Genomic DNA, 26,602 nt, shown 5'->3' on the forward strand with positions numbered 1-26,602 from the left:
AAGGTATTCAGCCTGCGGTTTACTTTCGAATCCCTGTCTCAAACTCGCCGCCGGTACCTCACCGTACCGTCGAAAGTTTCGAAGACATTCCGGAGCTGGGCTGCCACGGAAAGGGGCGGGTGCCGACATCGGCACCCGCCCCGACCACGCTGCTGCGGCTTACCGCGCCACGCTCAGCGACAGTGCGAACCGTCCCTCCCTGTCCGTCCACCAGTGGGTCAGGTCCAGCCCCGCCGCGGCCAGTTCGGCGCGTACGCCCTCCTGGCGGAACTTCGCGGAGATCTCGGTGCGCAGCTCCTCGTCCTCGGCGAAGTCGACGGCGAGGTCCAGGGCGTGGATCTTCACGGTCTGCGCGGTGCGGGAGCGCAGGCGCATCTCGATCCACTCGTTGCCGGAGTCCCAGAGGGCCACGTGGTCGAAGGCGCCGGGGTCGAAGTCGGCGCCCAGTTCACGGTTGACGACCGCCAGGACGTTCTTGTTGAAGGCGGCCGTCACCCCGGCCGCGTCGTCGTACGCACGGACCAGGACCTTCTCGTCCTTGACCAGGTCCGTGCCGAGCAGCAGCGCGTCGCCGGGGGAGAGCAGGGAGCGGACCGCGGCGTGGAAGGCGGCCCGTTCGGCCGGCAGCAGGTTGCCGATCGTGCCGCCGAGGAAGGCGATCAGCCGGGGACCGGGCGTGTCCGGAAGGGACAGGCCCGCGGTGAAGTCGGCGATCAGGGCGTGCACGCGCAGGCCGGGACGTTCGGCGACGAGGGCCTGCCCGGCCTGGGTGAGGGCGCTGTCGCTCACGTCGACCGGGACGTAGGTGTCCAGGCCGGTGAGCGCGTCGAGCAGGTGCCTGGTCTTCTCGGAGGAGCCCGAGCCGAGCTCGACCAGGGTGCGGGCGCCGGTCGCCGCGGCGATCTCGGCGGCACGGGTGATCAGGATCTCCCGCTCCGCGCGCGTCGGGTAGTACTCGGGCAGCTCGGTGATCTGCTCGAACAGCTCGCTGCCCCGCGCGTCGTAGAACCATTTCGGCGGCAGCGTCTTGGGCGTGCCGGTCAGGCCCCGCTGGACGTCGGTGCGCAGGGCGGTGTCGGTGGCGTCCTCGGGCAGGGTGCGGGTGAGAAGGAACGGGCTCACGTGCGGGGCTCCTTCGGCAGTGCGGGTGCCGAGGCGTCGCTCGGCTCCTTGAGAGGGGTGAGCAGCACGTCCGTGCCGCTCGCCGCGAGCAGGGTGCGGTCGGGGACCTCCTGCCAGTGCGGGTCGTCGTCGTAGGGCTCGGACGCCACGACGGTGCCCCGGCCGGGCCGGGACAGGTACCAGAGGGTGTCGCCCCAGGTGGTCGCCGTGATCGACGTGCCGTTGGTGAGCAGCAGGTTGAGGCGGGAGCCGGGGGCCGCCTCGGCGACCTCCAGGACCGTGTCCGCCAGCGCCTGCCCCTCCTCGTCGCCCTCGCGCAGCCTCGCCAGGACCAGCGCCCACACGAGCGCCGAGTCGTTGCGGGCCTCCAGCGACAGCACGTCGACGGCGGGCAGGGCGGACACGAGCGGGGCCAGCGAACCGGGCCAGCCCCGCACGGCGCCGTTGTGGCTGAACAGCCAGGGCCCCGCGGCGTACGGCGCCGCCGCGGCCTCCGCGTCCGCGCCGGACAGGGTCGCGTCCCGTACGGCGGCCAGGAGGGCCCCCGAGCGCACGACGCGGGCCAGGTCGGCGAAGGACAGGTCGGCCCAGATGGGCCCGGCCCGGCGGTAGCGGGCCGGCGCCGGGTCCCCCGGGGCGTACCAGCCCACCCCGAAACCATCGGCGTTGACCGTGCCGTACCGCTGATGCCGCGGTGCCCACGACTGCCGGTACAGGCCGTGTGCGGGATCCACGAGGACGTGCCCGAGCGGCTCCTCGGGCCCCAGATAGGCGAGATGACGGCACATCAGACGTCTCCCGAGCGGGCCGTGCGGAAGCCGGAGAAGATCTGCCTGCGGATCGGGTAGTCCCAGTTGCGGAACGTGCCCCGGCAGGCCACCTGGTCCACGGCGAACGAACCGCCGCGCAGCACCTTGTACTCCGGCCCGAAGAACACCTCCGAGTACTCCTTGTAGGGGAAGGCCGCGAAGCCCGGGTACGGCGCGAAGTCGCTCGACGTCCACTCCCACACGTCACCGATCAACTGCCGTACGCCCAGCGGGGACTCGCCCTCCGGATAACTGCCGGCCGGCGCGGGGCGCAGATGCCGCTGCCCGAGGTTGGCGTGCTCGGGCCGCGGGTCGGCGTCGCCCCACGGGTAGCGCGTCGAACGGCCGCCCGCCGGGTCGTGCCGGGCCGCCTTCTCCCACTCGGCCTCGGTCGGCAGCCGCCGCCCGGCCCAGCGGGCGTAGGCGTCGGCCTCGTACCAGCACACGTGCAGCACCGGCTCGTCCGCCGGCACCACCTCGGTGACGCCGAAGCGCCGCCGCAGCCACTGCTTGCCGTCGCGCCGCCAGAACAGGGGCGCCCGGATGGCGTGCTCGCGGATGTGCGCCCAGCCCTCGGGCGTCCACCAGCGCTCGTCGTCGTAGCCGCCGTCCTCGATGAACGCCTGGTAGGCGCCGTTGGTCACCGGTGTGGTGTCGATGTGGAACGAGGCCACCTCGCGCCGGTGCGCGGGGCGCTCGTTGTCCAGCGCCCACGGCTCGGTCGAGGTGCCCATGGTGAACGGGCCGCCCGGCACGAGGACTTCGGCCGGTCCGGTGAACAGCGGGACCGGGTCCGGGTCGGGGGCGGTCAGCGCCTGCGGGCCCTTGCGCAGCTGATGGGTGATCAGCATCGTCTCGTCGTGCTGCTGTTCGTGCTGGGCGATCATCCCGAAGGCGAAGCCCGCCTCGGTCAGCCGCGTTCCGTGGAAGTCGGCGCCCTCCAGCAGGTCCAGCACCCGCCCGCGCACCTCGGCCGCGTACGCGCGCGCCTCGGCGGGCGGCAGCAGCGGCAGCGAGGGCCGTTCGGAGCGCGGGTGCTCGAAGGCGTCGTAGAGGCCGTCGATCTCGGGCCGCATCGCCTCCCGCCCGGCGACCGACCGCAGCAGCCACAGCTCCTCCTGGTTGCCGATGTGCGCCAGGTCCCACACCAGCGGCGACATCAGCGGCGAGTGCTGGGCGGTGAGGTCGGGCTCCTCGACGCAGCTGGTCAGGAGCGTGGTGCGGTCGCGGGCGGTGACGAGCGTGGTCAGGGCCCGCTCGCGGAGCGTCTCCGCGTCGAGGACGCCCCCGTCGGTGGAGGAGCCGCCGGCGGGGTCGGTGAAGGATGCGTCGATGGCGGGGTCGGTCATGTGCGGATGTCCTTCCCGTGCGGGCCGGGGGTCCCCCCGGCCGGGTGCGGCCCGGAACGGGCGGAACCGGTGCCGCGCAACCGGTCCAGCAGGTCGTCGGCAGGGCTGCGGCCCCGGATGACATAGCGGCCGAGGTACGCCGCCACGGCGTCCGTGACCTCGGTGGTGGCGCCGATCCTGGGCAGGGCCTCGAGCGCCGCGGCGAAGCAGGTGATGGCCGCCTCGTGCAGTTCGGGGTCGGCCAGGCCGTCGCGGGCGGCGTCGATCCACAGCGGATTGTGCGGCGCCGGCCTCGCGAGCGCCCGCTCCGCCAGGGGCTTCACGGTGCGGTACGCGGTCTCGGCGGCCTCCGGATCGTCGAAGAGCGCCGCCGTCACGGCGAGCGGGACGATCCACCCGTCCTCGCCGGGCTGCGCGTCGATCATGCGCAGTTCGAGGAACCCGCGCGGTCTGACCGGCGGGAACAGGGTGGTGATGTGGTAGTCGAGATCCTCCCGGGTGGGCGGGCGCGGTGCCCCGGACTCCGCCCACTCCCGGAAGGTCAGCCCCTCCGGAACGTCCCAGGGCCCGTCGTCCCTGCGTACGCACATCACCGGCGCGTCCAGGACGTGCCGCGCCCAGGCCCGGCGCGGGTCGCGGTCCAGCGGGGGCGCGCCCGCCCGGCCGGGGCCGATGTCCAGCCACAGCGACTGCCGGGTGGAGCGCCAGCCCGTGGGCCGCCGCCCGGCGAGCGGGGAGTTGGCGAAGGCGGCCACCAGGACCGCTCCCAGCTGGTGCGCCAGCCACCAGCGCCGCCCGTGACCGAGCGGGCCGGGCTCCTCGTAGCCGGCGTCCAGAGCGATCTGGACGGAGGCCGAGGTGCACATCATGCGGCGCCCGGCGGGGCCGGTCCGGTCGAGACAGGCCTCCAGGGCGTCATAGCGCGGTTCGCGCAGGAACCGGCGGGGGGCGTGCCATGGATCGTGCCCGATGCCGACGAGGCCGAGACCCTGCCCGGTCAGGACCGGGCGGACGGCGTCGAGGTCGGCGGAGACGGTGCGGACGCACTCCATCAGGGAGGCGGCGGGCGGCGAGCTGAGCTCCAGCTGACCGCCGGGCTCGATGGTGAGCGCCGACCTCAGAGGTACGTTCCGCAGTGCGGCGTAGGCCGCTTCGAGTCGTTCGGTTGTGACGGGGAGCCGCGGCGTGCGCAGCTCGTGGACCAGCCATTCCACCTCGACCCCGATGCTGCGGGGCGGGCCGGTCTTGAAGCAGATGCCCCGGACCAGTGCCTCCACCTCGGGCGGGGTGAGGGCGGTCCGGGGCTCCGTACGGTCGGGCGCCGGAGTCGCACTCGGCGTATCGGACATGCCAGGAACCTCCTGAGATTCGAACGTGCCGTCGGCCCGGACCGTCAGGTACCCGGGCGGCGGCACCCGTCTAACCCAAGACCCTCATGCCGTATCGCACAAGGGTGCGTATTGGCGCGTTCCGAGTCGGTAATCTCCTCACGTCAGGCGTTCGCCAGGGCTTTTCCGGCCGTTCGCACACGCGGAAACTCTGTTGCACCGCCTGTCCAGCATCGCCCAGGATCGGTTCATGAGCACGACGGGGGAGAACGCGCGGGCGCGCGCTCACGGCGCTCACGGGGGTGGCGCCGTGAGCGCGCGCCCGCGCGGCACACCGACCCCGTCATCCACTCACCCGCGGTGCCCGTCTTCCGCGACGACCGCGGCGGAACGGGTGCTGGAGACCGCCCGTGCCCCTGGCTGCCGGCGGCTGGGCTTGGGGGCCCGGGGGTGCGGGGTTCTCCGGAACGGCCCGGCGCAGGTGGCGGGCGGCTTCCGGGGACTGCCCGGACCGGGCGGTCGGTTCGCCGGGGCCTTCGTGCAGGTGACGTCCGGGATCCTGGACCGTGGGCGGGCAGCGCGGTGCGGGGGCCTTCGCGCGCGCGGTTCCGGAACGGCGCGGCGGGTGGCGAGGCCCCCGCAGACGGGGGATGCGGCGGGGGCCTCGTCCAGGTAGACGGACGAAAGGCGCAAGGAGTTCCAGACCGGCGCCATGACTTTCGTCAGCGGGCGCGGCCGATCCGCATGCCGTCGCGGCGGCGGTGGACGGTCAGGTAGGCGAGGCCGTCGCCGCCCGCGGTGATGCTGCGGGTCGAACCGTGGGGGAGCCAGGCCAGCGCGCCCGGAGCCAGAGGCTGCGCCTCGTCCCCGTCCCGGCCGCCGAGGACGCCGCCGCCCGAGACGACGAGCAGCAGGACGTCCAGGTCCGGTTCCGCGTGCGGGGCGACGTGGCGGCCGGGGGTCAACCTGACGACGTTGGCGTCGAGTTGCCGTCCGCTCTCGGCGAGTTTCCACGCCACGGCGGCCTCGGTCGGTGCCGCGGCGGCCACCAGGGCGGTGTCGCACAGGACGCGCGCGCTCGCTTCGTCCGGTGCCTGGTCGTCCGGGGTGTCGGCGATGGCCATGGGGGTGCCCCTTCCCTCTTCCTCATCTGTCACACAGCTTGCCGTAGAATTCTTACAGCTGTCTTTTGGAGAAAATCTGCGCAGGTGGAGGGAAGGAGGTGGGTCCGTGTCGCGTGGTCGCCTCGGCCCGCGCCGCCGCGAGGTCCTCGATGCGCTGCGCGCGGCCTCCGCTCCGCTCGGTGTCGTGGAGGTGGCCGAGCGTCTCGGCGTACACCCCAACACGGTGCGGTTCCACCTGGAGGCGCTGGTCGGCGAGGGACTCGTCGAGCCGGCGGCGCTGGAGCCCTCAGGACCCGGACGGCCGCGGACGGTCTACGCGCCACGGCCCGGTATGGACCGTGGCGGGACCCGCCGCTACCGGCTCCTCGCGCAGATGCTGCTCGGCCGGCTCGCGGCGGCCGGGGCCGGGGCACGGTCCACGGCCGTGGAGGCGGGGCAGGCCTGGGGGCGTGCACTGGTCGCCGCCTCGCCGCCGTCCGGGCGGCCCACCGCCGAGGTGTCGTCCGCCAGGCTCGTGGAGCTGCTGGACGACCTCGGCTTCGACCCCGCCCCCGCCCCCGCGAGCGCCGGCGAGGAGGGCGCGGCTCCGCCGCGGATCGGGCTGCGGCACTGCCCCTTCCTCGAACTCGCCGAGGAATACGGCCAGTTGGTCTGCCCTCTCCATCTGGCCCTGATGCGGGGGGCGTTGGCCGGGATGCGGGCCCCGCTGACGGTGACGGATCTCGAACCGTTCGCCGAACCCGACCTGTGCGTGGCCCACCTGGCGCCCGCACCGCAGCAGCCGGCAGAAAGGCACTCCTGATGTACCCCACGTGGGCCGCGGCAGCGGTCGCGATCACCTTCGTCTGGCTCGGGATGGTACTGGCGATCTCCTTCCTGGAGGCGCCGCTGAAGTTCCGCGCCCCCGGTGTGACGATCGCCCTCGGGCTGGGGATCGGGCGGCTGGTCTTCCGGGCCCTGAACCTCGTCGAGGCCGCGCTCGCCGTCGCGGTGGCCGTCGCCGTCTTCGTCGGTGACGCCTCCACACCGGTCGTGGCACCGGTCGTCGCCGCCGTCGTCCTGCTGCTGGCGCAGCTTCTCGTGGTGCGTCCACGCCTGAACCGCAGGTCGGACCGGATCCTGGCGGGCGAGGACCTGCCCCGCTCGCACGAGCACTTCCTCTACGTCGGCCTGGAGCTGGCGAAGGTCGCGGCGCTCATCACGCTGGGCGTGGGCCTGCTGACCCTCGGCTGACGGGACCACGGCCGGTGAGCCGGGGAGGGCCTTCCCGGCCGTGCCGGTGGCCGGTGGCACGCCGGCCCGGAGGGGCCCGTTCCGCGGGCGGTGACCGGTCCCCACCGGCGGCCGCGGCGGCGTGCGCGCGACCGCCGCGCGGCGTCCGGAGGGCGGTGCCCGGTGCCGGTGCCTCTCCGCCCCGGCCGACCGGAGCGGCAGCGCGTACTCAGCTCCAGCCGTAGCGCTCCGCCAACCGCCGCCGGACGAGGTCGAAGCGGCCGCGGTCCAGGGCGCAGGCCTCGCGGCGCATCCCGCCGTCGTGCAGGCGCAGCACACGGTCGACATCGATCCAGGAGTCGCGGCCGGTACGGTCCCAGGGGCCGCTGCCGATGGCCACCCACTCGCGGTCGCCGTCGTGGCGCTTGCTGGAGAGCTGGACCGCGAGCAGCGTGCCGGTGGCCTCACGGGCGACGACGAGCACCGGGCGGTCCTTGCCACGGCCGTCGTTCTCTTCGAACGGCACCCAGGTCCACACGATCTCGCCCGGGTCGGGGTCGCCGTCGTGCGCGGGGGCGTACTCGGTACGCACCCTGCCGACCCGGCGCGGGTCGGCCTCGGTGGTGGCGGAGGGGCCGTAGCGGCCGGGGACGTTCTCATCGGTAAAGGCGGTCACGGGGGCACCTTAGACGCAGCGGGTGCCGGCCCCTCGCAGGCCCCGTGCGAAAAGCCCGGGGCCCATCGGCCGAACCGAGAGCCCCGGGCCCGCCGCCCCGGACCCGCCGCACCGTCCCTGCCCGCACCGTCCCTGTCCGCACCGTCCCTGTCCGCGCCGCCGCCTCTGCCACGCCTCCCGCTCCGCCGGCACCTGCTCCTGCGCCGAGTCACGGCGAAGGTGCTGCGGCGACCTTGTCGTGTTCTCGACGCGCAATCGGTCGACTTCTCGACGCGCAATCGGTCGACAGGCCCTCACCTGCGTGGAATCGGTCAACAGGCCCTCACCTGCGTGGAGCCGAGCTCATAGGGTGCCATCGGGCGGACGGCCCGGGTCTGGCCGGGCGGGCGGCGTCCGGCCCAGGCGGGCGAGGGGGGACAGAGCCATCAGCGCCGGTGACAGCAGCATGCCGGCGGCTGCCACCAGAAGGCCGGCGCGCGTCCCCCACGCCTCCGCGAGGAAGCCGCCGAGCAGCGAGCCGAGCGGGGTCAGCCCCATGCCGGCGAAGTTGATCGTCGCGGCGACCCGGCCCTGCATCCCGGGATGGGTCATGGCCTGCCGCACGGCCATGACCGTGACGTTCACCAGCTGGCCGAAGGTGCCGAAGACGAGGTTGACGGCGAGGAGCGCGCTGACGGCCGCCACGGACGAGCTGTGCAGCGCGGGCACGAACAGGAACACGCCGTCGCCGAGAGCCGCCGCGGACACCAGGACCGTCCCGTGCCCGAAGCGGCCCGGCAGGCGGGCGGCCAGCAGCGAGCCGAGGAGCGCGCCGGGCCCCGTGGCCGCGAGTGCCAGCCCGACGGCGGTGCCCGACAGGTGCAGTTCGCGTGGCAGGAACAGCAGATAGACCGTCATCACGGCGGCGAAGGAGAACTGGAAGGCGGCCGACGCGAGGCACACGGTCCGCAGCGAGGCGTCGCCGGCGACGAAGCGGACGCCCTCGTGGATCTGCCGCCACAGCCGGGGTGGACGTCCGGAGCGTTCCGGGACGGTTTCGCGGGAGGCGATCCGCCGGATCGACAGGAACGACAGCGCGAAGAACACGGCGGCGGATGCGGCGGCGATGGGCGCCGACAGCGCGGACACCAGCGCACCGCCGAGGGCGGGACCCCCGATCTGCGCGGCGGACCGGCTGCCCTCGAGCGCGCTGTTGCCCCGCACCAGCTGCTCACGGCCGACCAGCCGCACCAGACAGGACTGGTAGGCCACGTCGAAGAACACGGACAGTGCCCCGACGGTGAAGGCCACCACGAACAGTGCCGGCAGGCCGAGCAGTCCGAGGAGGCCGGCCACGGCGGTGGCGCCCAGGACCAGGGCCCGGCCGGCGTCCGCCAGCACCATCAGCGTGCGAGTGCGCCACCCGTCCACCCACGCGCCGGCGACGAGCGACAGCAGCAGGATCGGTGCCTGCCCGACCGCGCGCAGGACGCCCAACCGGCCGGCACCGGCGCCGAGCACCAGGACGGCGAAGAGCGGCAGGACCACCAGGCTCGCGTGCTCTCCCAGTTGGGAGGCTGTCTGGCCCACCCAGAGCCGGCGGAAGTCGCTGTCCCGCCACAGGCTCGACGGGGCCGGCCGACCGGTACCGGACCCGGCGGAGGACGAGGGAGGCAGGGACGGCAAGGAGGGCGGGGACGGCACAAGGACCTTTCGGAGGACCGGAGACGAGACCCGCGGGCCGGCGACGCCCGGCGCGCCGGCGATTCCGTCAGGGGCCGGGCGGTCAGGCCGCCGAGGTGTCGCCGACCGCCCGCTGCGGCGGCCACGCCTCGTGCCAGCGCAGTTCGGCCTCCAGTTGCGCGGCGAGCGAGATCAGCAGCGGTTCGCTGTCCGCCGGTCCGAGCAGCTGGGCCCCGACGGGCAGCCCGCCGCTCACGAATCCGGCGGGCACGTTGACGCCGGGCCAGCCGAGCACGTTCCACGGCCAGGCGTACGGGCAGGCGGCGATCATCGCGCGGTCGGTGGCGAAGCCGCTCAGCGGCAGCATCGAGCCGATGCGCGGCGGGGGAGCGGCCGTCGTCGGCGCGAGGACGACGTCGTAGGACTCGAAGAAGCCGCCGATACGGCGGTGCAGGGCCGGCTCGGCCCGCCGCGCCGCCCGAAGCGGTGCTCCGCCGAGCAGCCGGCCGAGCCGGGCGGCTTCGCGGGTGCGCCGGTCGAGCAGCGCGGGGAAGGGCGCCTCGGCCACGCGCTCGGCGAGGCCGACGGTGGCACGGGGGACGAAGGTCAGCCCGATCTGCCCGTAGGGCGGGTCCGCCTCCTCCACGACATGCCCCAACCGGGCCAGTTCGTCGGCGAGTCGGACCACACGCGCACGCACCTCGGGCCCAAGGCGCGCGGGCAGGGCGGTGAACGGCGGCTTGAGGGCGAGCGCGATCCGCAGCCGCCCGGGCTCGCGCCCGACCGCCTCGGCGGCGCGGATGGCGGCCGGCCGGTCCGGGTCGCGCTCGTGGTTGCCGCTCGCCGCGTCGAGCAGCAGGGCCGCGTCCGCGACCGTGCGGGCGAGGGTGCCGTTGACGGTGATCCCCTGGAAGGACTCGCCGCGCGGCCAGGTGGAGATGCGGCCGCGCTGCGGCTTGATGCCGATGAGGTGGGTCCAGGAGGCGGGGATGCGCACGGAGCCCGCGCCGTCGGAGCCGAGGGCGGCCGGCACGAGCCCGGCGGCGACGGCGGCGGCCGATCCGCCGGAGGAGCCACCCGGCGTGTGCTCCGGGTTCCACGGATTGCGGGTCGCGCCGAAGGCGGGCCCCTCCGTGAAGGGCCACTGACCGAACTCGCAGGTGTTGGTCTTGCCGACGATCACGGCCCCGGCCGCCCGCAACCGCCGTACGGCCTCCCCGTCCTCGGCGAGCGGCGGGAACCGCCCGTCGCAGCCGAACGCGGTCGGCTCACCGGCCACGTCCATGTCGTCCTTGACCGCGACCGGCACGCCGAGCAGCGGTTTCCGCACCCCGGCGGCGAGTTCCCGGTCCGCGGCGTCGGCCTCGGCGAGGGCGGCCTCGGCCCGCACGATCCGGAAGGCGTTGACGGTGGACCGGCTCGCCTCGATGCGCGTCAGGGCCCGCTCGACCAGCGCCCGGGAGCTCACCTGCCCCTCGGCCAGCGCTCGGGCGGACTCCACCAGACCTGCGGCACGGTCGGGCGTCATGCGGGCACCTCCGAGGGGCGGCTCGTGCGACACGTCCACTACCGAACAGTAACGTCCGTGGGGCGGAGGGGGGAACGGACGGAGCGGGTGGAGCGGGGGGCGGGGTGCGGGCCGGGAGTGCGGGCGGCGGCGGGACGGGTGCCGGCCGGGCCGGTCAAGCCATGATCGGGTCGGGTTTCGCCCATGATCCCGCCAAGAACGGAACATGATCTTCCCAGGAACGCAAAGGAACGTTCCTGGTTCAACTTCCCTCCTTGTTGACGTGGCCCCGACATTCGTACGTTCTGCGCGGCCACGGCGCACACCCCGCGCCGAGGTCGTACCGCGCACCCCCCACAGCCCTTCCCGGTTCATCCACCATGCGGAGGACGTACGTTGCGCAGAACCGTTTCCCTCGCCGCCGTGGCCACACTTGCCACGACCGCCCTCGCCCTGGCCGCCCCGGTCGGCCAGGCGGCCCAGGCCACCACCTCCACCTCCCACGGCGTCACCGTCGCCCACGCCTGCGCCACCCCCACGAAGAAGGGCGAGATGGCCTGCAACGCCTTGCAGGTCACCGCCGGCACCCCGAAGTCCGCACACGCCGAGAGCGACCTGACCGCGGCGGCCGCTCCTTCCGGCTACGGGCCCGCCTCGCTCCAGGCGGCGTACAACCTGCCCTCAGCGAGCGGTGGTTCGGGACAGACGGTGGCGATCGTCGACGCCTATGACGACCCCAACGCCGAGTCCGACCTCGCCGTCTACCGTTCCCAGTACGGCCTGCCCGCCTGCACCACGGCCAACGGCTGCTTCCAGAAGGTGGACCAGAGCGGCGGCACCGGCTACCCGCGCGGAGACTCCGGATGGGCCGAGGAGATATCCCTCGACCTCGACATGGTCAGCGCGGCCTGCCCGAACTGCCGGATCCTGCTCGTGGAGGCCCGTTCGGCCACCATGACCAACCTCGGCACGGCCGTGAACACCGCCGTGCGGCTGGGCGCGAAGTTCGTCTCCAACAGCTACGGCGGCTCGGAGTCCTCCAGCGACGCCACCTACGACTCCAGCTACTTCGACCACCCGGGCGTGGCGATCACCGTCTCCTCCGGCGACAACGGCTACGGCGTCGAATACCCGGCGGCATCCGCGTACGTGACGGCGGTGGGCGGCACGTCCCTGAGGACCGCCTCCACCTCGCGGGGCTGGACCGACACCGTCTGGAGCGGGGCGGGCTCCGGATGCTCCGCCTACGACGCCAAGCCCGGCTGGCAGAAGGACACCGGCTGCGCCAACCGCACGGTGGCGGACGTGTCGGCCGTCGCGGACCCCAACACCGGTGTCGCGGTCTACGACACCTTCCGCTCGGCCACCGGCTGGATGGTCTTCGGCGGCACCAGCGCCTCCTCCCCGCTGATCGCGGCGACCTACGCGCTGGCCGGCGCCCCGTCCGCCGGCTCTGATCCGGCGTCCTTCCCGTACGCGCACACCTCGGCGCTGTACGACGTCACCAGCGGCTCCAACGGCAGCTGCGGCGGTTCCTACCTGTGCACCGGAGCCACCGGGTACGACGGCCCGTCCGGGCTCGGCGTGCCGAACGGCACCGCCGCCTTCACCGGCTGAACCCGCCTGTGAGGTAGGCCGGTTCCCCATGGGTACCGCGTGGAGGGCCGCTGTCCCGTAGCGGCACGGTCCTCCGCCGCGAGGCCGGAGCGGGCGAAGACGCCCGTTCCGGCCTTTCGCACGGCCGTTCCGGGCTTCGGCACGCCCGTTCCGGTCTTCCGCACGCCGGTTCCGGTCTTCCGCGCCGGCTCCCCGTCGGTTCACGCGCCGGGGCGGCCACCCCGCCCGTTCATCGGGAACCCCGTCACCAGCTACCGGCCCGGACGGGCCGTCGACGTCGAGGGCGACGGCGACGGCGACGGGGGCGGGGGCGGGGGCGGCGGCCTCGACACGGCCGCATTCGCCGGCACACCGGGCCGCCGCGTCCGCGTCCGCGTTCGCGGCCACGGCATCGAGCGCGGCAGCGGCTGGGGGACGCTCGCTGTACGAAGCCGGCGTCCACAGCGCGCCCGACCGAGGCCGGCGAAGACCGACCGCGGGCCGTGGCGGCACGCCGCCACGGGCGCAGGCCGGGACCTCGCCGCCGTGCACCTCCGCCGAAGGCCCGCGGCTACTACGGCCGGGCATCATCCGCCACCACAGCGAAACCCGGTACGGCGCGGCGCGCCGCGGACCCTCGCCGGGACCGCGGCGGGAATCCTCGACGGGACGCCGCTGCGCTTCCGGGGTTACATATGCCCCCCAGGGGTACATGATCGGCTGCACGGCAGAACCACCGTACGGCAGAGGGACTCCATGGCAGCAGGAGAGGACCAGGCGATGACCGCGCAGCCCGTCGCCTCCGGCGGTCCGGCACCCGCCGGTTTCCCGGGCCCGGGCGGCCCCGGGTGTCCGCGCGCCGCCCACCGGGACGGTGGGGCCCGATGACCGGCATCACCGCGGCGCTGTCGCTGCTGGGTGTGGCGGCACTGGCCGTCGCCGCCGTCTACGGGGCGGCCTGGGCGGCGCGTCTGTCCTCCGATCCCGTGGCCGCCGCGCCGTTCGGATCGGGGCTGGAACCCGTGGAGCACGCGGTGAGCAGGTTCCACGTGCGCTGGTACACCGTGACGATGCTGTTCCTGGCCTTCGACATGGAGATGGTCTTCATGTACCCGTGGACGCGGGTGATCTCCGTGATGGGGCCCAGCGCCGTGATCGAGATGTTCGTCTTCCTGGCGGTCCTGGTCGCGGGTGTCCTCTACGCCTGGCGGGAGGGTGCGCTGCGATGGACGTGACCGGCCTCCTCCTGCGCGCCGCTGCCGCGCGGCCTCGCGTGCTGCTGGCCACCCTGCCGGGCGGAACGGCCGCACGGCTGGCAGCCGAGCGTCTGCTGCGGCTGCGGGATTGGCCGCCGGCCGCCACGCCGGCCCAGGCGGACCTGCTGCTCGTCGCCGGACCGGACTGCCCGCGTCTGCACGCGGCGGTGGACCGGCTCTGGCAGGACCTGCCCGCGCCCCGCGCTCGCGTACACGCGCCGGACGCCGGTGACGTCGAGGCCGCGCTGGAGTCCGGGCGGACCCGGCTCGGCTCACCGGCCTCTCAGCGCGAGCAGGCCCGAGCGGCTGCCGCACCCGGGGTCGACGCTCGCGGCGAGAGCGCGGAGGACGGCGACGGACAGCACGGCGGCGCCGGGGGCGCGCACGAGCGGCACGAGGACGGGGGCGAGGGCGAGGGCGGTCACGGGGACGGCGGCGGCCACGAGGAGCACGAGGTTCACGGCGGCGCGGGCGACGGCGGTCACGGGAACGGCGGCGGCCACGACGAGCAAGAAGGCGAGCAAGAAGGCGACGGCGGTGACGGCCAGGGCGACGACGACGGGGATGGCCACGAAGGTCACGACGGCCACGGGGGCCACGAAGGTCACGGCGACCACGAAGGTCACGGTGGTGGGGACATGGAGATGCCGGGCGGGCTGCCGATGGCCGGGCAGGGCGAGGACCGCGACGGTCTGACGCTGGACCAGCTGCACGTGCCGCTCGGGCCGTTGCTGGCCGACTGGCCGGCCGGGCTGACCGTCAGGCTCACCTTGCAGGGCGACGTCATCCAGCAGGCCGAGGTGGAGGAGCCGCTCACGCCGACCGGCGGGCCGGACACGGCGTTCTGGGTGCGGCCGTGGCTGCGTGCGGCGGCGGGTGAACCGGTGCCGGTGGGCGCGGCGGCCCGGCGGCGGGCCGCCGCGCACCTGGACAGCCTGGCCCGGCTGCTGTCGGTGGCCGGCTGGCCCGCCGAGGCGGTCGCGGCGCGCCGGCTGCGCGACGATCTGCTCGACGGTGCCCCCGGAACGGTGATCGCCCCCCGGCTGGACCGTTTCTCCCGCCGGGTCGGCCGGTCGCGGACACTGGCGTGGCTGACCCGGGGGATCGGCGGGCTGAGTGCCGAGGAGGCACGGGAGGCCGGGGTGAGCGGGCCGGCCGCGCGGGCCGGCGGGGACGTGACCGACCGCTACCGGCAGTGGCTGGCCGACGTCCGCCGCGACGTGGGGCGGCTGGAGGAGCCGTCACCGCTGCGGCCCGAGGACGAGGAGAGCCCTCGCGGCCGCTGGGCGGACGGGGACCCGCCGTCGGCCGCGCTGGTGGCGCTGCTGCCGCGTCTGCTGACCGGGGCGGAGCTGGCCGCGGCCCGCCTGGTCGTGGCCAGCCTCGACCCCGACCTGGACGAACTCGCCGCCGTGCGGCGGGAGGTGAGCGTCCATGACTGAGACGGGAGCGTGGTGGACGCTGCTGGCGGCACCCGCGATCCTGTGCGCCCTGGCCGTGCTGGCGGTCGCCGCCGACGCGCTGCTCGACGCGCGCGACGCGGGCCGGCCGCTCACCGCCGCTGCCGTGGCACGGCCGTTCACCGGTGTGCCGCGGTCGCTGCTGGCGCGGCCGCGGCGCCTGCCCGCGCCGGATGTGCTGCTGTGGCGGGCCGGGGTGGTCACCGTGCCGGTGGCCGCGGTGCTGGCCACGCTGGTGATCCCGTTCGGCGGCACGGCGGTGGCCGACGTGTCGGTCGGGCTGGTGTGGTTCAACGCCATGGAGGTGCTGACCTGGGCCGGTCTGTGGCTGGCCGGGTGGGGCCCCAACTCGGCCTTCTCCCTCGTCGGCGGCTACCGCTTCCTGGCCCAGGGCCTGGCCTACGAGCTGCCGCTGATGTTCGCGTTGATCTCGACGGCCACCGGGGCGCAGTCGCTGCGAGTGGGCGACATCGCGGCCGCCCAGCACGGTCTGTGGTACGCGGTGTGGATGCCGGTCGCCTTCGTCGTCTACCTCGCCGGGGTGCTCGCCTTCAGCTTTCTGGGCCCGTTCGCCTATCCCGCGGGCCGCGACCTCGCCGGCGGGGTGCTGAGCGAGGCCTCCGGGCCGGACCGGCTGCTGCTGCAGGCCGGGCGGTGGCTGTGGCTGGCCGCCGGCGCGGCGATGGCGGTGCCGCTCTTCCTGGGCGGCGGCGCCGGGCCGGGGCTGCCGGCCTGGGCGTGGTCGCTGGTCAAGACGCTGCTGGTGCTGGCCCTGCTGGTGGTGGCGCTGCGGCGGCTGCCGGTGGTCCGCGCGGACCGGTACGTGGAACTGGCCTGGGTGGTGCTCATCCCGCTGACGATCGTGCAGGTGCTGGTCCCGGCCCTGGTGGACCTGAACCGATGACGAGTGAGGGGATCACGTCATGAGTACGACGAGCCTCGTAGTGCTGGGGGTGCTGGGCCTGCTCGCCCTGATCAGCGGCGTACTGGTGTTCACCCTCGACTCGATGGCCCGCGTCACCTTCGCGCTGCTGGCCTCCCTGTGCTGCGTCGGCGGCGTGGTGACCGTACTGGGGCTGCCGTACCTGGGAGTGGTGATCGTGCTGATGATGGTCATGGAGATGGTGATCATGGCCGTGTTCATGATCGCCTACATGATGAACCCGGCCGGTCTGATGCCGATGTCGATGCTGCACAACAAGCGCGGCTCGCTGCTCATCAGCGCGGTGCTCTTCGCCGGTCTGGTCGCCGGGATCTTCGCGGTCCCCTGGCCGGAGCACGCGAAGGCCCGGCCGAAGGACACCACCTTCCAGGTCGGCATGTCGCTGATGGGCCCGCAGATGCTGACCATGATCACGCTGGGCTTCGTCCTGCTGGCCACCATGGTCGGCGCCACCGTGCTGGCCACCCACCGCGGCCGTTACGACCGCTTCGGTGACGGCCTCGACCGGCGGCCCGCGAAGGACCCGGCCGGCGGAGGGGTGGGCCGATGACCTTCCAGCTGCTCCTGGTGCTGGCCTCCGGTCTGTTCTGCGTCGGTCTGTTCGGCGCGCTGTCCCAGCAGTCCATCGTCATGATCATGATGGGGATCGAGCTGATGATCGGCGGGGTGATCGTGGCCGGCGCCGACTTCTGGCACTTCCTGGCCCCGGCCGCGGCCGGCGGCCAGGTGGTGATCGTGGCGGCGGTGGTGGCGATGGCGGTGGAGATGGCCATGGGCTTCGCCGTGACCACCGCCATCTACCGGGCCCGGCAGGTCGACATGACCGACATGGCCGAGGAGCTGAAGGGGTGAGCGCGCTGCTGTGGCTGCTGATCGCCGTGCCCCTCGGAGGCGGGGCTCTGCTCGCCCTGGCGGGCCGGGGCGCCGGGCGCGCGGCCCCGCTCCTCGGCGTGGCGGCGGCCCTGGTGACGCTGGGCCTGGCCGTGGCCGCGGCGGTGACCAGGCCGGGGGCGAGCACCCCGCTGTTCGCCGGGGTACGGGCCGGGTTCGCGGTGGACGGGCTGTCCGCGGTCATGGTGGTCACGGTCGCCGCCGTCACCCTGGCGGTCCTGCTGTTCTCGACCGGGGAGTTCGGCGAGGGCGACAACCGGGGCCGGTTCTTCGGGCTGATGCTGCTCTTCGCCGGGGCCATGCTCGTCACCGTCACGGCGACCACACTGCCGCTGCTGCTGATGGCCTGGGAGATCATGGGCGCCACCAGCTGGGCGCTCATCGGCTACTGGTGGCAGCAGCCGGAGCGGGCGTACGCGGCGGACGTCGCCTTTCTCACCACCCGTACCGCCGACCTCGGTCTGTACCTCGCGGCCGGGGCCGCGCTCGCGGGCGGCGTCGGTTCGCTGCGGCTTGCGGCGCTGCCCGGGGCGGACTCCCCGTGGCTGCACGTGGTCACCGCGGGCGTGGTCGCCGCGGCGCTGGGCAAGTCCGCCCAGCTGCCGTTCTCCTTCTGGCTGTCCAGGGCCATGCAGGGGCCCAGCCCGGTCTCGGCCCTGCTGCACTCGGCGACCATGGTGGCCGCCGGTGCCTACCTGCTGCTGCGGCTGCACCCGCTGCTGGCCGCGACCTCCTGGGCGGGCCCGCTGGTGGCCTGGACCGGTGCGCTGACGGCCCTGGCCCTGGGGGTCGTCGCCGTCGCCCAGCGCGATGTGAAGCAACTGCTCGCGGCCTCCACGTCCGCGCAGATCGGCTACATGGTCCTGGCCGCCGGCAGTGGCGGGGTGGCGGGCGGCGTGACGCAGCTGGTCGCGCACGCCGCCACGAAGTCGGCGCTGTTCCTGGCCGCCGGAGCATGGCTGACCGCGCTGGGCACCCGGCAACTGCCCGCCCTGCGGGGCGCCGCCCGCCGCCACCGCGTGGTCGGCGCCGCCTTCGTGGTCGCCGCGCTGACGCTGGCGGGCCTGCCGCCGCTGTCGCTGTGGGCGGCCAAGGACGAGGTGCTGGCGGCCGCCCGGGCCGAGAACACGGCCCTGTACGCGGTAGGGCTGGCCGCCGCGGCGGTGGCGGCCGTCTACAGCGTCAAGGCCCTCTGGTACGTCACCCGGCCCCTGCCGGAGGACGCGGAGGCGGGCTACGACACCGAGCAGCGGGGCACCCGCCGCGTCTCGCGGGCGGCCCCCGCCCCCCTGTGGACGCTCGCGGGGGCCGCGGCGGTGCTGGGCGTGCTCGCCCTGCCCGGCCCGGCGTCCTGGCTGAAGCGGCTCGTCGGGGCCTCCGGTGAGCCGGCGCCCGTGCCGTGGGAGCTCGGGCTGTCCGCCGGTGTGGCGCTCGCCGCCGCCGGCGCCGCCTGGTGGTGGGCCGCCCGCGAGGAGCCTGCTCCCCGGGCCGGCGCCGTGCGCTGGGCGCGGCAGTGGCTCTTCCTGGAGCAGGCCGCCGACGCGGTGGTGGTGCGGCCCGTGCTCGGGCTGGCGCGGGCGCTGGCCGTCTTCGACGACCGGGTCGTCGACGGCGCGGTGCGGCAGGTGGCGCGCGGAGGTCTGACCGCGGCCCGGCTCGCCGGCCGTGCGGACGACGGCGGCATCGACGCCGCCGTCCGGGCCGTCGCGGCGGGCGCCCGGAGTCTGGGCCGGTGGGCGCGCCGCCCGCAGACGGGGCTGCTGCACCAGTACTACGCCCAAGCCGCGGTCGGTTTCGCGGTGCTCGTCCTGATCGTGCTGTTGGTGAGGTAATCCCTGTGCTGAGCGTCGTCGTGTTCCTGCCGCTGGTGGTGTGCGCGGTGCTGCTGCTGTTGCCGCGCACCCTGCCCGACCGGACGGCCGTGTGGGTGTGGATCGCCGCCGCGGCCGCCGACCTGGCCCTGGTCCTCGCCCTGTGGGCCGGGTTCGACGCCGGGGGCGGGATGCAGTACGAGCAGCGGACGCGGTGGATCCCCGGCGCGGGGGTCGGCTACCACGTGGGCGTGGACGGACTCTCCCTGCCGCTGGTGGCGCTGACCTGCCTGCTGTTCCTGGCCGTCGCCGTGTACTCGCTGCGCGAGACGCGGCGGGTGCGCTCGTACGTGTGCCTGTTCCTCTTCCTGCAGACCGTGTGCCTGGGGCTGTTCGTGGCCCTGGACCTGATCCTGTTCTTCGTCTTCTTCGACCTGTCGATCGTCGGCATGTTCTTCGTCATCGCCGGCTGGGGGCACGGCGAGCGCGCGCGGGCGGCGGCGCTGAAGTTCTTCCTCTACACCTTCGTCGGCTCCCTCGCCCTGCTGCTGGGCTTCATCGGCCTGTACCTGGCCGCCGACCCGCACACCTTCGACATCACCGACCTGACCCGCGCCGACCCGCTGGCCGGGCGCGGGCTCTACGCGGGCCTGGTGCTGCTGGCGATCGGGGCGGGCCTGGCGGTCAAGACGCCCACCGTCCCGTTCCACACCTGGCTGCCGCCCGCCCACACCGACGCGCCCGCCGCCGGCTCCGCGATCCTCGCCGGGGTGCTGCTGAAGATGGGCACCTACGGGTTCGTCCGCATCGCCATGCCCCTGCTGCCCGGCTCCTGGCGCCACTACGCCCTGGTCATCGTCGTCGTCGGGGCCGTCTCCGTGGTCTACGGGGCGCTGGTGGCACTGGCGCAGACCGACTTCAAACGCATGATCGCCTACACGTCGGTCAACCACATGGGCTACATCATCCTCGCCGTCGGCGCCGCCGGGACCCTGGCCGGCAGCGACGCCCAGGCCCGCTCGCTCGCGGTGACCGGCGCGGTCACCCAGATGGTCAGCCACGGCCTGATCACCGGCGCGCTGTTCCTGCTCTGCGGTGTCCTCTACGACCGCGGCCGGACGTACGCCATCGACGCCTACTCGGGGCTGGCCGCGCACACCCCGCGCTTCGCCGCCGCCACCGCCGTCGCCGCGTTCGCGAGCCTGGGCATTCCCGGCTTCTCCGGCTTCATCGCCGAGTTCCAGATCTTCACCGGCAGCCTGGCCTCCCAGGCCGTCGCCACCGCGATCGCGCTGACCGGCATCCTCATCACCGCCGCCCTCTTCCTGCGCGCCCTGCGGACGATGTTCCTCGGCGCCCCGCGCCTGCCGGAGACGATCCCCACCGGGGGGATCGCCGATCTGCGCGGCAGTGAGGCGGCACCCGCCGTGACGCTGCTGGGCATGGCCCTGATCATCGGTGTCGCCCCCCGGTGGCTGCTGGACGTCATCGAGCCGGCCAGCCGCACCGTGACCGGGCTGGTGGCACGGTGAACGAGAACCTCTCCGCCCTGCTGCCCGAACTCGCCCTGGCCGGCGGCGCCGTCATCGGCCTGCTGGCCGGTTCGTGGCTGCCGCGCCACCGGCAGTGGGCCGTCGCGGCCCTGGCCGTCGCCGCCTGTGTCACCGGGCTGGCCGCGACCGCCGTCACCATGGCGACGCGGGGCGAACAGGCCGTGTTCTCCCAGGCGTTCGCCGTCGACACGGCCACCGACGCGGGCCGTCTGATCGTGCTGGGCGCGCTGCTGCTGGTCGTCGCCATGTCGGTGGAGACCGTCCGCGGCCACAAGCGCGAGAGCGAGTACTGGGTGCTGCTGCTGATGACAGGCGCCGGCACCCTGGCCATGATCGGCGCGAACGACCTGCTGATGCTGTTCGCCGCCTACCTGCTCGCCAGTATTCCCGCCTACGCGCTGTCCGCCTTCGCCAAGGACGCGCCGGGCACCGAAGCCGCCCTGAAGTACTACCTGATGGGCGCCCTGCTCGGCACGACCATGCTGGCCGGCACCGCCCTGCTCTACGGCGCCGGCCACGCCACCCTCTACCCGCAACTGCGCGCCGCCCTGCCCTCCGCGCCGTACGCCCTGGTGACCGTCGGCCTGGTGGCCGTGCTGGCCGGGCTGCTGTTCAAGGCCGGCGCCGTACCCGCCCACTTCTGGGTCCCCGACGTCACCCAGGGCGCGCCCACCCCCGTCGCCGCCTACGTCACCACGCTGCCCAAGATCGGCGGCCTGATCGCCGGCTACCGGCTGCTCCACCAGGCCCTGGCCGACAGCGGCGTCAACTGGCCGCTGCTGCTGGCGATCCTCGCCGCCGCCACCATGACCCTGGGCAACCTGGCCGCGTTCTTCCAGACCTCCGTCAAACGGTTGCTGGCCTACTCCACCATCAGCCAGGTCGGCTATCTCCTCATGGCCCTCGCCGTGGCGACCCGGACCGACCTGGCCCAGAAGGGCCTGCTGTTCTACCTGGCCGCCTACGCGGCCACCAACCTGGGCGCCTTCGCCGTCGTCACCGAACTGCCCGAGGCCCGCGACCTGGCGGACTACCGCGGCCTGGCCCGCCGCCACCCGGGCCTGGCCGCCGTTCTGGTCGTCTGCCTGCTCGGCCTGGTCGGCACGCCGCCCACCGGCGTCTTCCTCGGCAAACTGGAGATCTTCAGCGCCACCATCGACGGCGGCTACACCTGGCTCGCCGCCCTCGCCGTCGCCAACACCGTCGCCTCCCTCTTCTACTACCTGCGCTGGCTCGCCCCCCTGTTCACCACCGCCGACCCCGCGCCCGCCGGTGCGCACGCCGTGCTCGGCCGCTGGGCAGCCGCCACGGCCTACACCGCCGGCGCCCTCTCCCTCGCGCTCGGCGTCGCCGGCGGCACCGTCCTTCCCTTCGCGACGGGCCCGCTGCTGCCGTGACCGCCGCCGGGCGCGCCGGCCCGCGCGGTTCGTGGTGCCGGGGCGGGCGGCGCCCGCGGTGCTGCCGGGCCGCGGAATGAGACGGTAGCCGAATAGTTCGGTGTCCGTTGTATTGTGGGGTCATGGTCGCGAACATGACGCCCCGCCGGGACCGGAGCCGCTGGCCCGCCGCGCTCACGCGTGAGCGCGCCCGCCCGGAGGTCATACGCTCGCGGCCCGACGCCTGGTGGCTGGCCGTGGGCACGGTGTGCTTCGGGGCCTTCATGGGGCAGCTGGACGCGAGCATCGTGACGCTGACCTACGGCAGCCTGCGCACCGGGTTCCACGCCTCGCTCGCGGCCGTGGAGTGGGTGTCGCTGGCGTATCTGCTGACCTTGGTGGCACTGCTGGTGCCGGCCGGGCGGCTGGCCGACGCCCACGGCCGCAAGCTGCTGTACCTGTACGGCTTCGCCGTCTTCACCCTGGCCTCCGCGGCCTGCGGGTTCGCCCCGTCCCTGTGGGCGCTGGTCGCCTTCCGGGTGGTGCAGGCCGCCGGGGCCGCCATGATGCAGGCCAACAGCGTCGCGCTGGTGACCACGAGCGCGCCGCGGGAGAGGATGCGCAGCGCCCTCGGGGTGCAGGCCGCCGCGCAGGCGCTGGGGCTGGCGCTGGGGCCGACCGTGGGCGGGGTGCTGGTGTCCACGCTCGGCTGGCGCTGGGTGTTCTTCGTGAACGTGCCGGTCGGGCTGGTCGCGCTGGTCGGCGGCCACTACCTGCTGCCGCGTACCCGGGCCCGTACGAAGGTGGCGCGCTTCGACTGGAGCGGGCTCGCCCTGCTGGCGGTGGCGACCACGAGCGCCCTCCTGGGCGTGTCGGCGGCCTCCGGACTCGCGGTACCGGGCTGGGGCGTGGCGCTGCTCTTCGTGGTGGCCGCGGTGGCCGGCCGGCAGTTCGTGCGGCGGCAGCGGCGGACGGCCGCACCGCTGCTGGATCTGGACCTGCTGCGGGTGCGTGCCGTGGCGACCGGGCTGATCGGTGCGCTGAGCGGGTACCTGGTGCTGTTCGGACCGCTGGTGCTGGTCCCCGTGGTCCTGACCGCCCGGGGTTCCTCGGAGCTGACCGCCGGTGCGGTCCTGACCGCGCTGCCCGCCGGTTTCGCCCTGGCCGCGACCGGCGGGGACCGGCTGCTGCCGGGCTCCCTGACCGACCGCGGGCGGTGCCTGGCCGGAGCCGGGGTGTTCGCCCTCGCCACGGCCGCGCTGCTCTTCGTGCCGCTGACCACGGGCCCGCTGGTGCCGCTGCTGGCGCTCACCGGCCTGGGCCTGGGCACCTTCACCCCGGCCAACAACACCATGATCATGGGGGCGATCCCGGCCCGTTCCTCCGGTACGGGAGGCGGGCTGGTCAACATGACCCGCGGCCTGGGCACCGCTCTGGGCGTCGCCCTGGTCACTCTCGCCCTGCACCTCGTCGCCGGGGGCGGTGTCCGGGCGGGTGCCCGGTGGGCCGCCGCCGTCCTGCTGGCGGCCTCGGTCCTCGCGGCCGTCTCCGCCTGGCTGGGCCCGCGCGACGGCCAGGGCACCGCACCGGAGACACGGTGAGGGGCCGAGTGCCGGGGTGCTGACCCGGGCGGGCGGCGTGTGGGTGCGTGGCGTCGGGTGGTCGTCCTGGGCGTGGGTGGCGCGGGTGCCTCGGTGGCGGGTGCGGTGCGGTCGTGGGTGCCGGGCGGCGTACGCGCGGTGCAGGGCGGCGGCGGGGTGGGCGGGCACGGCGGTGCGGGTGAGGGCGTGGACCCGGTACAGGGGGCCGGGGCGCGGGAGCCGGGTGGTGGCGGGTGGCGCGCCGGTGTCCGGAGGCGCCGGCGTCACGCCCCCTTCCCGCCCGCCTCCCCGGCGGTGGCGGTGGCGGCGGCCGTGGCCTCCTCGTCCTCTTCGCCGTCCTGGGCGCCGGCGTACGGGGCGTTGTCGCCCGGGCGCGGATGCCGGCTGGCGATCAGGTACACGAGCGCCCCGGTGAACAGGGCGAGGGAGACGTAGTCGTTCAGCCGCATGCCGAGGAAGTGGTTGGCGTGGTCGATGCGCAGTGCCTCGATCCAGGCCCGGCCGGTGGTGTAGGCCAGCACGTAGCAGGCGAACAGCCGTCCGCGGCGCAGGCGGCCGTGGTGCCGGGCGTCCAGCCACAGCAGGAGGGCCATGACCCCGAGGTCCCACAGCGACTCGTACAGGAAGGTCGGGTGGTAGAGGGCGACGGTCGGGCTGTCGGCGGGCCGGTTGGCCGGGTCGATGTACAGCGCCCAGGGCAGGTGCGTGGGACGGCCGTACAGCTCCTGGTTGAAGTAGTTGCCCCAGCGGCCGATCGCCTGCGCCAGGACCAGTCCGGGGGCGGTGGCGTCGGCGAAGTCGGCCAGCCTGATGCCGTGGCGGCGGCAGCCCAGCCAGGCGCCGACCGCGCCGAGGGCCACCGCGCCGGGGATGCCCAGACCGCCGTCCCAGATGAACAGGGCGTGCAGGGGCTGCCTGCCGGGTGCGAAGTACAGCTCGGGGTCGGTGATCACGTGGTACAGGCGCCCGCCGAGGATGCCGAACGGCACCGCCCACAGCGCGATGTCGGCGATGTCCTCCCGGCGTCCGCCACGGGCCTCCCAGCGGCGGCCGGTCAGCCATACGGCCGTGAAGATTCCGGCCAGGATGCACAGCGCGTACGCGCGGATCGGCAGCGGGCCGAGGTGCCACACCCCCTGGGACGGACTGGGCAGGTACGCCAGCTGCATGGGCTCGACCGTTCTCACGTGCACGGGGACCGGCCGCGGGGCCGGGGGACTGGCCCGACAATACATCGGACACCGAAGCTTTCGGTATCCGGCCGGCCCGGCGGCGCGCGGCGGTCGTCGCCCGCGGCTGCCCGGCTACCCTTGCCGCATGCCCGCGCAGCCCCGCTCCGACGTCTCTGTGTCCCGGCCCGCCGACGAGGTGCCGGACGCCCGGCTGCTCACCGAGGCCGTCACCCGGCTGCGTCGCGCGCTGCGCGCCTCCATCCGCACCGACTACCCGTGGGAGACCCTGCCCATGGCCCAGGTCGAACTGCTGCAGGTCCTCGGTGAGCACTCCCCGGCCCGGGTCAGCGACCTCGCCGCGCGCCAGCGCCTGGCACCCAGTACCGTCAGCGGTCTGATCGGCCAGATGATCACGGCGGGGCTGGTCGCCCGCGACGTCGACCCCGCCGACCGGCGCGCCTCCGTCGTCACCCTCACCGCCGCCGGGCGCGAGCAGCTCACCGCGTGGACCACCGCCCACGAGCGCCGCATGGACGCGGCGCTGGCCGGCCTCGACGACACCGCCCGGGCCGCCATCGCGAACGCGCTGCCCGCGCTGTTCCGGCTGGCCGAGAACCTCGGGGAGCCGGGTGAGGGCGCGCCCGGGCGGTGACCGGCGGCCGCGGCGCGGTGAGCGCCGACGGGCGCGCGCGTCCCGGGCGCCCGCGTCGGCGCGCGGCTCCGTCAGTCGGTGGTGCCGGGCCTGGCGAGCGCGGCGAGGGCGGCGTCGAGGCGGCGGGTGGCCTCCTCGGCGACCGGGCGCAGGGCGTCCAGTTCGGTGAGGGCGACCATGGTGTTCGGGTCCAGAGCCTGGACGAGGGTGTGCTCGCCCTCGCGGCGGACGACGACGTTGCAGGGCAGCAGCAGTCCGATGCCGCGGTCGGTGTCCAGGGCGCGGTGGGCGAGTGAGGGGTTGCAGGCGCCGAGGATGACGTAGTCCTCCATGTCGTGGTCGAGCTTGGCCTTCAGGGTGGCGGTGACGTCGATCTCGGTGAGGATGCCGAAGCCCTGCCCGGCGAGCGCGTCGCGGGTGCGCGTGAGGGCGGTGGCGAAGTCGGCGTCGAGCTGCACGGTGCGGTCGTAGCGCATGGGGGGTGGACCCTTTCTCTCCGGCTCGCGGGCGGGACGTGGGCCCGGCCGCGAACGGGGTGCTCGTTTCGTGTCGTCCCGGATCGTCCTTGCCCCCGAGAATACCCCCCGGGGTACATATGGGGCCGTAAGGAGTACCGCGTGTTCCTCGCCGGCGCGATCGGGGTGGCCGGGGCGCGGAGGCGGGCCGGTGTGATCAGGCCAGCGAGAGGAACAGCTTCTCCAGGCGGGCGCGGACGGCCTGCGGGTCCTCGCCGTCGGCGTCGGTGGCGCGGGCGGAGTCGATGTCGCTCACGCACTGCTGCAGACCGGTGGCGATAATGGTGAAGCCGGCCCGGTCCAGCGCCCGGGAGGCGGCGGCGAGCTGGGTGACGACGTCCTCGCAGTCGCGTCCTTCCTCGATCATCCGGATCACCCCGGAGATCTGACCCTGCGCGCGGCGCAGCCGGTTCAGTACGGCCTTCAGCTCGGCGCCCGCAAGTTCGATGTCCACGTTCACTCCTCGAAAAATATACCCCTGGGGGTACTGTACGTCCCGATTCGGGGCGGCGTCGACCAGTGGGTGCCGGGATGCCCGGTGCGGAGCACCCGCGGCACGGCGGGCGCTCCGGCCGGACGCTCAGCCCGCGGCCGCCGGACCCGCGGCCGTCTGCCGGCGCACGTCCTCCATGTCCACGGCCCGGATCTTGCCGATGAGCTCCTCGAGAGCCTGCGGCGGCAGGGCGCCGGGCTGCGCGTAGAGCACGGTGCGCTCGCGGACGGCCATCAGGGTCGGGATCGAGGAGATCTGGAAGGTCGCGGCGAGTTCGGGCTGGGCCTCGGTGTCGACCTTGCCGAAGACGATGTCCGGGTGGCGCTCGGCCGCCTTCTCGTAGACGGGCCCGAACATCCGGCACGGCCCGCACCAGGCCGCCCAGAAGTCGATCAGCACGATGTCGGAGCCGGTGACGGTCTCCTCGAAGTTGTCCTTGGTCAGTTCGACGGTCGGCATGGGGGTTTCCCTTTCCTCTCCTATACCCGGAGGGG

Annotated in this window: 26 protein-coding genes; 13 read left to right on the top strand and 13 right to left on the bottom strand. The window is 74.3% G+C overall.

Annotation, left to right across the window (positions count from 1 at the left end):
• Positions 1-159: 159 nt before the first annotated feature.
• The 5 genes from egtD to ACJ9NR_RS33555 all read right to left on the bottom strand — a co-directional run bounded on the left by egtD (position 160) and on the right by ACJ9NR_RS33555 (position 5,732).
• A complete protein-coding gene (gene egtD, locus ACJ9NR_RS33535) occupies positions 160-1,122 on the bottom strand; it encodes an L-histidine N(alpha)-methyltransferase (RefSeq protein ID WP_412490923.1) in 963 nt (320 codons plus the stop codon).
• A complete protein-coding gene (egtC, locus tag ACJ9NR_RS33540; protein ID WP_412490922.1) occupies positions 1,119-1,910 on the bottom strand; it encodes an ergothioneine biosynthesis protein EgtC in 792 nt (263 codons plus the stop codon). Before egtC ends, egtD begins: the two co-directional genes overlap by 4 nt.
• Positions 1,910-3,280 (bottom strand): ergothioneine biosynthesis protein EgtB, encoded by a 1,371-nt coding sequence (gene egtB, locus ACJ9NR_RS33545; protein ID WP_412490921.1) that lies wholly within the window; start codon positions 3,278-3,280, stop codon positions 1,910-1,912. The genes egtC and egtB overlap by 1 nt, the downstream gene beginning before the upstream one ends.
• Positions 3,277-4,629, bottom strand: a complete 1,353-nt coding sequence (gene egtA, locus ACJ9NR_RS33550) for an ergothioneine biosynthesis glutamate--cysteine ligase EgtA (protein WP_412490920.1) — start codon at positions 4,627-4,629, stop codon at positions 3,277-3,279. The genes egtB and egtA overlap by 4 nt, the downstream gene beginning before the upstream one ends.
• 701 nt (positions 4,630-5,330) lie before the next feature.
• Positions 5,331-5,732, bottom strand: a complete 402-nt coding sequence (locus ACJ9NR_RS33555) for a hypothetical protein (protein ID WP_412490919.1) — start codon at positions 5,730-5,732, stop codon at positions 5,331-5,333.
• 106 nt (positions 5,733-5,838) lie between these two features.
• Here ACJ9NR_RS33555 and ACJ9NR_RS33560 point away from each other — a divergent pair, with 106 nt between their 5' ends.
• Together ACJ9NR_RS33560 and ACJ9NR_RS33565 are read left to right on the top strand one after the other, a co-directional pair.
• Positions 5,839-6,534, top strand: a complete 696-nt coding sequence (locus ACJ9NR_RS33560; protein ID WP_412490918.1) for a helix-turn-helix transcriptional regulator — start codon at positions 5,839-5,841, stop codon at positions 6,532-6,534.
• On the top strand, positions 6,534-6,965 hold the full coding sequence (locus tag ACJ9NR_RS33565; RefSeq protein WP_412490917.1) for a hypothetical protein: 432 nt from the start codon (positions 6,534-6,536) through the stop codon (positions 6,963-6,965). Before ACJ9NR_RS33560 ends, ACJ9NR_RS33565 begins: the two co-directional genes overlap by 1 nt.
• Positions 6,966-7,173: 208 nt before the next feature.
• On the opposite strand, the gene ACJ9NR_RS33570 is transcribed toward ACJ9NR_RS33565, so the two are convergent.
• The 3 genes from ACJ9NR_RS33570 to ACJ9NR_RS33580 form a co-directional block, all read right to left on the bottom strand.
• Positions 7,174-7,620, bottom strand: coding sequence for a type II toxin-antitoxin system PemK/MazF family toxin (locus ACJ9NR_RS33570; protein WP_412490916.1), 447 nt, complete (start codon positions 7,618-7,620; stop codon positions 7,174-7,176).
• A gap of 342 nt (positions 7,621-7,962) precedes the next feature.
• A complete protein-coding gene (locus tag ACJ9NR_RS33575) occupies positions 7,963-9,276 on the bottom strand; it encodes an MFS transporter (RefSeq protein ID WP_412491839.1) in 1,314 nt (437 codons plus the stop codon).
• Positions 9,277-9,385: 109 nt separating this feature from the next.
• A complete protein-coding gene (locus ACJ9NR_RS33580; RefSeq protein WP_412490915.1) occupies positions 9,386-10,810 on the bottom strand; it encodes an amidase in 1,425 nt (474 codons plus the stop codon).
• 375 nt (positions 10,811-11,185) lie between these two features.
• On the opposite strand from ACJ9NR_RS33580, the gene ACJ9NR_RS33585 reads away from it, so the two are divergent.
• Positions 11,186-12,406: a S53 family peptidase gene (locus ACJ9NR_RS33585; RefSeq protein ID WP_412490914.1), complete on the top strand. Its 1,221-nt coding sequence runs from the start codon at positions 11,186-11,188 to the stop codon at positions 12,404-12,406.
• Positions 12,407-13,269: 863 nt separating this feature from the next.
• Positions 13,270-13,620, top strand: coding sequence for an NADH-quinone oxidoreductase subunit A (locus ACJ9NR_RS33590; protein ID WP_412490913.1), 351 nt, complete (start codon positions 13,270-13,272; stop codon positions 13,618-13,620).
• 293 nt (positions 13,621-13,913) lie between these two features.
• Here the strand turns inward: ACJ9NR_RS33590 and ACJ9NR_RS33595 are convergent, their stop codons facing one another.
• Positions 13,914-14,258: a hypothetical protein gene (locus tag ACJ9NR_RS33595; RefSeq protein ID WP_412490912.1), complete on the bottom strand. Its 345-nt coding sequence runs from the start codon at positions 14,256-14,258 to the stop codon at positions 13,914-13,916.
• Between the two features lie 21 nt (positions 14,259-14,279).
• Between ACJ9NR_RS33595 and ACJ9NR_RS33600 the strand changes: the two genes are divergently transcribed.
• From ACJ9NR_RS33600 to ACJ9NR_RS33635, 8 genes are all read left to right on the top strand, one after another.
• Positions 14,280-15,083, top strand: coding sequence for a hypothetical protein (locus ACJ9NR_RS33600; protein WP_412490911.1), 804 nt, complete (start codon positions 14,280-14,282; stop codon positions 15,081-15,083).
• On the top strand, positions 15,076-16,005 hold the full coding sequence (locus ACJ9NR_RS33605) for an NADH-quinone oxidoreductase subunit H (RefSeq protein ID WP_412490910.1): 930 nt from the start codon (positions 15,076-15,078) through the stop codon (positions 16,003-16,005). The genes ACJ9NR_RS33600 and ACJ9NR_RS33605 overlap by 8 nt, the downstream gene beginning before the upstream one ends.
• 19 nt (positions 16,006-16,024) lie before the next feature.
• Positions 16,025-16,594 carry an NADH-quinone oxidoreductase subunit J gene (locus ACJ9NR_RS33610; RefSeq protein WP_412490909.1) on the top strand — a complete coding sequence of 190 codons (570 nt, stop codon included), beginning with the start codon at positions 16,025-16,027 and terminating at the stop codon, positions 16,592-16,594.
• Positions 16,591-16,896, top strand: coding sequence for an NADH-quinone oxidoreductase subunit NuoK (locus tag ACJ9NR_RS33615; RefSeq protein WP_412490908.1), 306 nt, complete (start codon positions 16,591-16,593; stop codon positions 16,894-16,896). The genes ACJ9NR_RS33610 and ACJ9NR_RS33615 overlap by 4 nt, the downstream gene beginning before the upstream one ends.
• Positions 16,893-18,767, top strand: coding sequence for a proton-conducting transporter transmembrane domain-containing protein (locus tag ACJ9NR_RS33620; protein WP_412490907.1), 1,875 nt, complete (start codon positions 16,893-16,895; stop codon positions 18,765-18,767). The genes ACJ9NR_RS33615 and ACJ9NR_RS33620 overlap by 4 nt, the downstream gene beginning before the upstream one ends.
• A gap of 5 nt (positions 18,768-18,772) precedes the next feature.
• Positions 18,773-20,278, top strand: coding sequence for a complex I subunit 4 family protein (locus tag ACJ9NR_RS33625; RefSeq protein WP_412490906.1), 1,506 nt, complete (start codon positions 18,773-18,775; stop codon positions 20,276-20,278).
• Entirely contained in the window at positions 20,275-21,696 is a 1,422-nt protein-coding gene (locus ACJ9NR_RS33630; RefSeq protein ID WP_412490905.1) for an NADH-quinone oxidoreductase subunit N, read from the top strand. The genes ACJ9NR_RS33625 and ACJ9NR_RS33630 overlap by 4 nt, the downstream gene beginning before the upstream one ends.
• 122 nt (positions 21,697-21,818) lie before the next feature.
• On the top strand, positions 21,819-23,276 hold the full coding sequence (locus ACJ9NR_RS33635; protein WP_412490904.1) for an MFS transporter: 1,458 nt from the start codon (positions 21,819-21,821) through the stop codon (positions 23,274-23,276).
• Between the two features lie 263 nt (positions 23,277-23,539).
• Here ACJ9NR_RS33635 and lgt read toward each other — a convergent pair whose 3' ends face one another.
• Positions 23,540-24,445 carry a prolipoprotein diacylglyceryl transferase gene (lgt, locus tag ACJ9NR_RS33640; protein ID WP_412490903.1) on the bottom strand — a complete coding sequence of 302 codons (906 nt, stop codon included), beginning with the start codon at positions 24,443-24,445 and terminating at the stop codon, positions 23,540-23,542.
• Positions 24,446-24,593: 148 nt separating this feature from the next.
• Between lgt and ACJ9NR_RS33645 the strand changes: the two genes are divergently transcribed.
• Complete coding sequence (locus tag ACJ9NR_RS33645; RefSeq protein WP_412490902.1) at positions 24,594-25,100, top strand: MarR family winged helix-turn-helix transcriptional regulator; 507 nt, start codon at positions 24,594-24,596, stop codon at positions 25,098-25,100.
• A gap of 71 nt (positions 25,101-25,171) precedes the next feature.
• Here ACJ9NR_RS33645 and ACJ9NR_RS33650 read toward each other — a convergent pair whose 3' ends face one another.
• The 3 genes from ACJ9NR_RS33650 to trxA form a co-directional block, all read right to left on the bottom strand.
• On the bottom strand, positions 25,172-25,576 hold the full coding sequence (locus tag ACJ9NR_RS33650) for a DUF302 domain-containing protein (RefSeq protein ID WP_412490901.1): 405 nt from the start codon (positions 25,574-25,576) through the stop codon (positions 25,172-25,174).
• Between the two features lie 196 nt (positions 25,577-25,772).
• Positions 25,773-26,069 (bottom strand): metal-sensitive transcriptional regulator, encoded by a 297-nt coding sequence (locus ACJ9NR_RS33655; RefSeq protein WP_412490900.1) that lies wholly within the window; start codon positions 26,067-26,069, stop codon positions 25,773-25,775.
• A gap of 126 nt (positions 26,070-26,195) precedes the next feature.
• Positions 26,196-26,567, bottom strand: a complete 372-nt coding sequence (gene trxA / locus ACJ9NR_RS33660) for a thioredoxin (RefSeq protein ID WP_412490899.1) — start codon at positions 26,565-26,567, stop codon at positions 26,196-26,198.
• Positions 26,568-26,602: the final 35 nt, after the last annotated feature.

Origin of the sequence: Streptomyces sediminimaris (assembly GCF_047049295.1) — a bacterium.
Taxonomy (GTDB): Bacteria; Actinomycetota; Actinomycetes; order Streptomycetales; family Streptomycetaceae; genus Streptomyces; species Streptomyces sediminimaris.

Coding starts and splice junctions, on each gene's coding strand:
- trxA (WP_412490899.1), bottom strand. CDS start 26,567: ATGCCGACCGTCGAACTGACCAAGGACAACTTCGAGGAGACCGTCACC.
- ACJ9NR_RS33590 (WP_412490913.1), top strand. CDS start 13,270: ATGACCGGCATCACCGCGGCGCTGTCGCTGCTGGGTGTGGCGGCACTG.
- ACJ9NR_RS33565 (WP_412490917.1), top strand. CDS start 6,534: ATGTACCCCACGTGGGCCGCGGCAGCGGTCGCGATCACCTTCGTCTGG.
- egtA (WP_412490920.1), bottom strand. CDS start 4,629: ATGTCCGATACGCCGAGTGCGACTCCGGCGCCCGACCGTACGGAGCCC.
- ACJ9NR_RS33605 (WP_412490910.1), top strand. CDS start 15,076: ATGACTGAGACGGGAGCGTGGTGGACGCTGCTGGCGGCACCCGCGATC.
- egtC (WP_412490922.1), bottom strand. CDS start 1,910: ATGTGCCGTCATCTCGCCTATCTGGGGCCCGAGGAGCCGCTCGGGCAC.
- lgt (WP_412490903.1), bottom strand. CDS start 24,445: ATGCAGCTGGCGTACCTGCCCAGTCCGTCCCAGGGGGTGTGGCACCTC.
- ACJ9NR_RS33555 (WP_412490919.1), bottom strand. CDS start 5,732: ATGGCCATCGCCGACACCCCGGACGACCAGGCACCGGACGAAGCGAGC.
- ACJ9NR_RS33650 (WP_412490901.1), bottom strand. CDS start 25,576: ATGCGCTACGACCGCACCGTGCAGCTCGACGCCGACTTCGCCACCGCC.
- ACJ9NR_RS33580 (WP_412490915.1), bottom strand. CDS start 10,810: ATGACGCCCGACCGTGCCGCAGGTCTGGTGGAGTCCGCCCGAGCGCTG.
- ACJ9NR_RS33635 (WP_412490904.1), top strand. CDS start 21,819: ATGGTCGCGAACATGACGCCCCGCCGGGACCGGAGCCGCTGGCCCGCC.
- ACJ9NR_RS33645 (WP_412490902.1), top strand. CDS start 24,594: ATGCCCGCGCAGCCCCGCTCCGACGTCTCTGTGTCCCGGCCCGCCGAC.
- ACJ9NR_RS33600 (WP_412490911.1), top strand. CDS start 14,280: ATGGAGATGCCGGGCGGGCTGCCGATGGCCGGGCAGGGCGAGGACCGC.
- ACJ9NR_RS33615 (WP_412490908.1), top strand. CDS start 16,591: ATGACCTTCCAGCTGCTCCTGGTGCTGGCCTCCGGTCTGTTCTGCGTC.
- egtB (WP_412490921.1), bottom strand. CDS start 3,280: ATGACCGACCCCGCCATCGACGCATCCTTCACCGACCCCGCCGGCGGC.
- ACJ9NR_RS33610 (WP_412490909.1), top strand. CDS start 16,025: ATGAGTACGACGAGCCTCGTAGTGCTGGGGGTGCTGGGCCTGCTCGCC.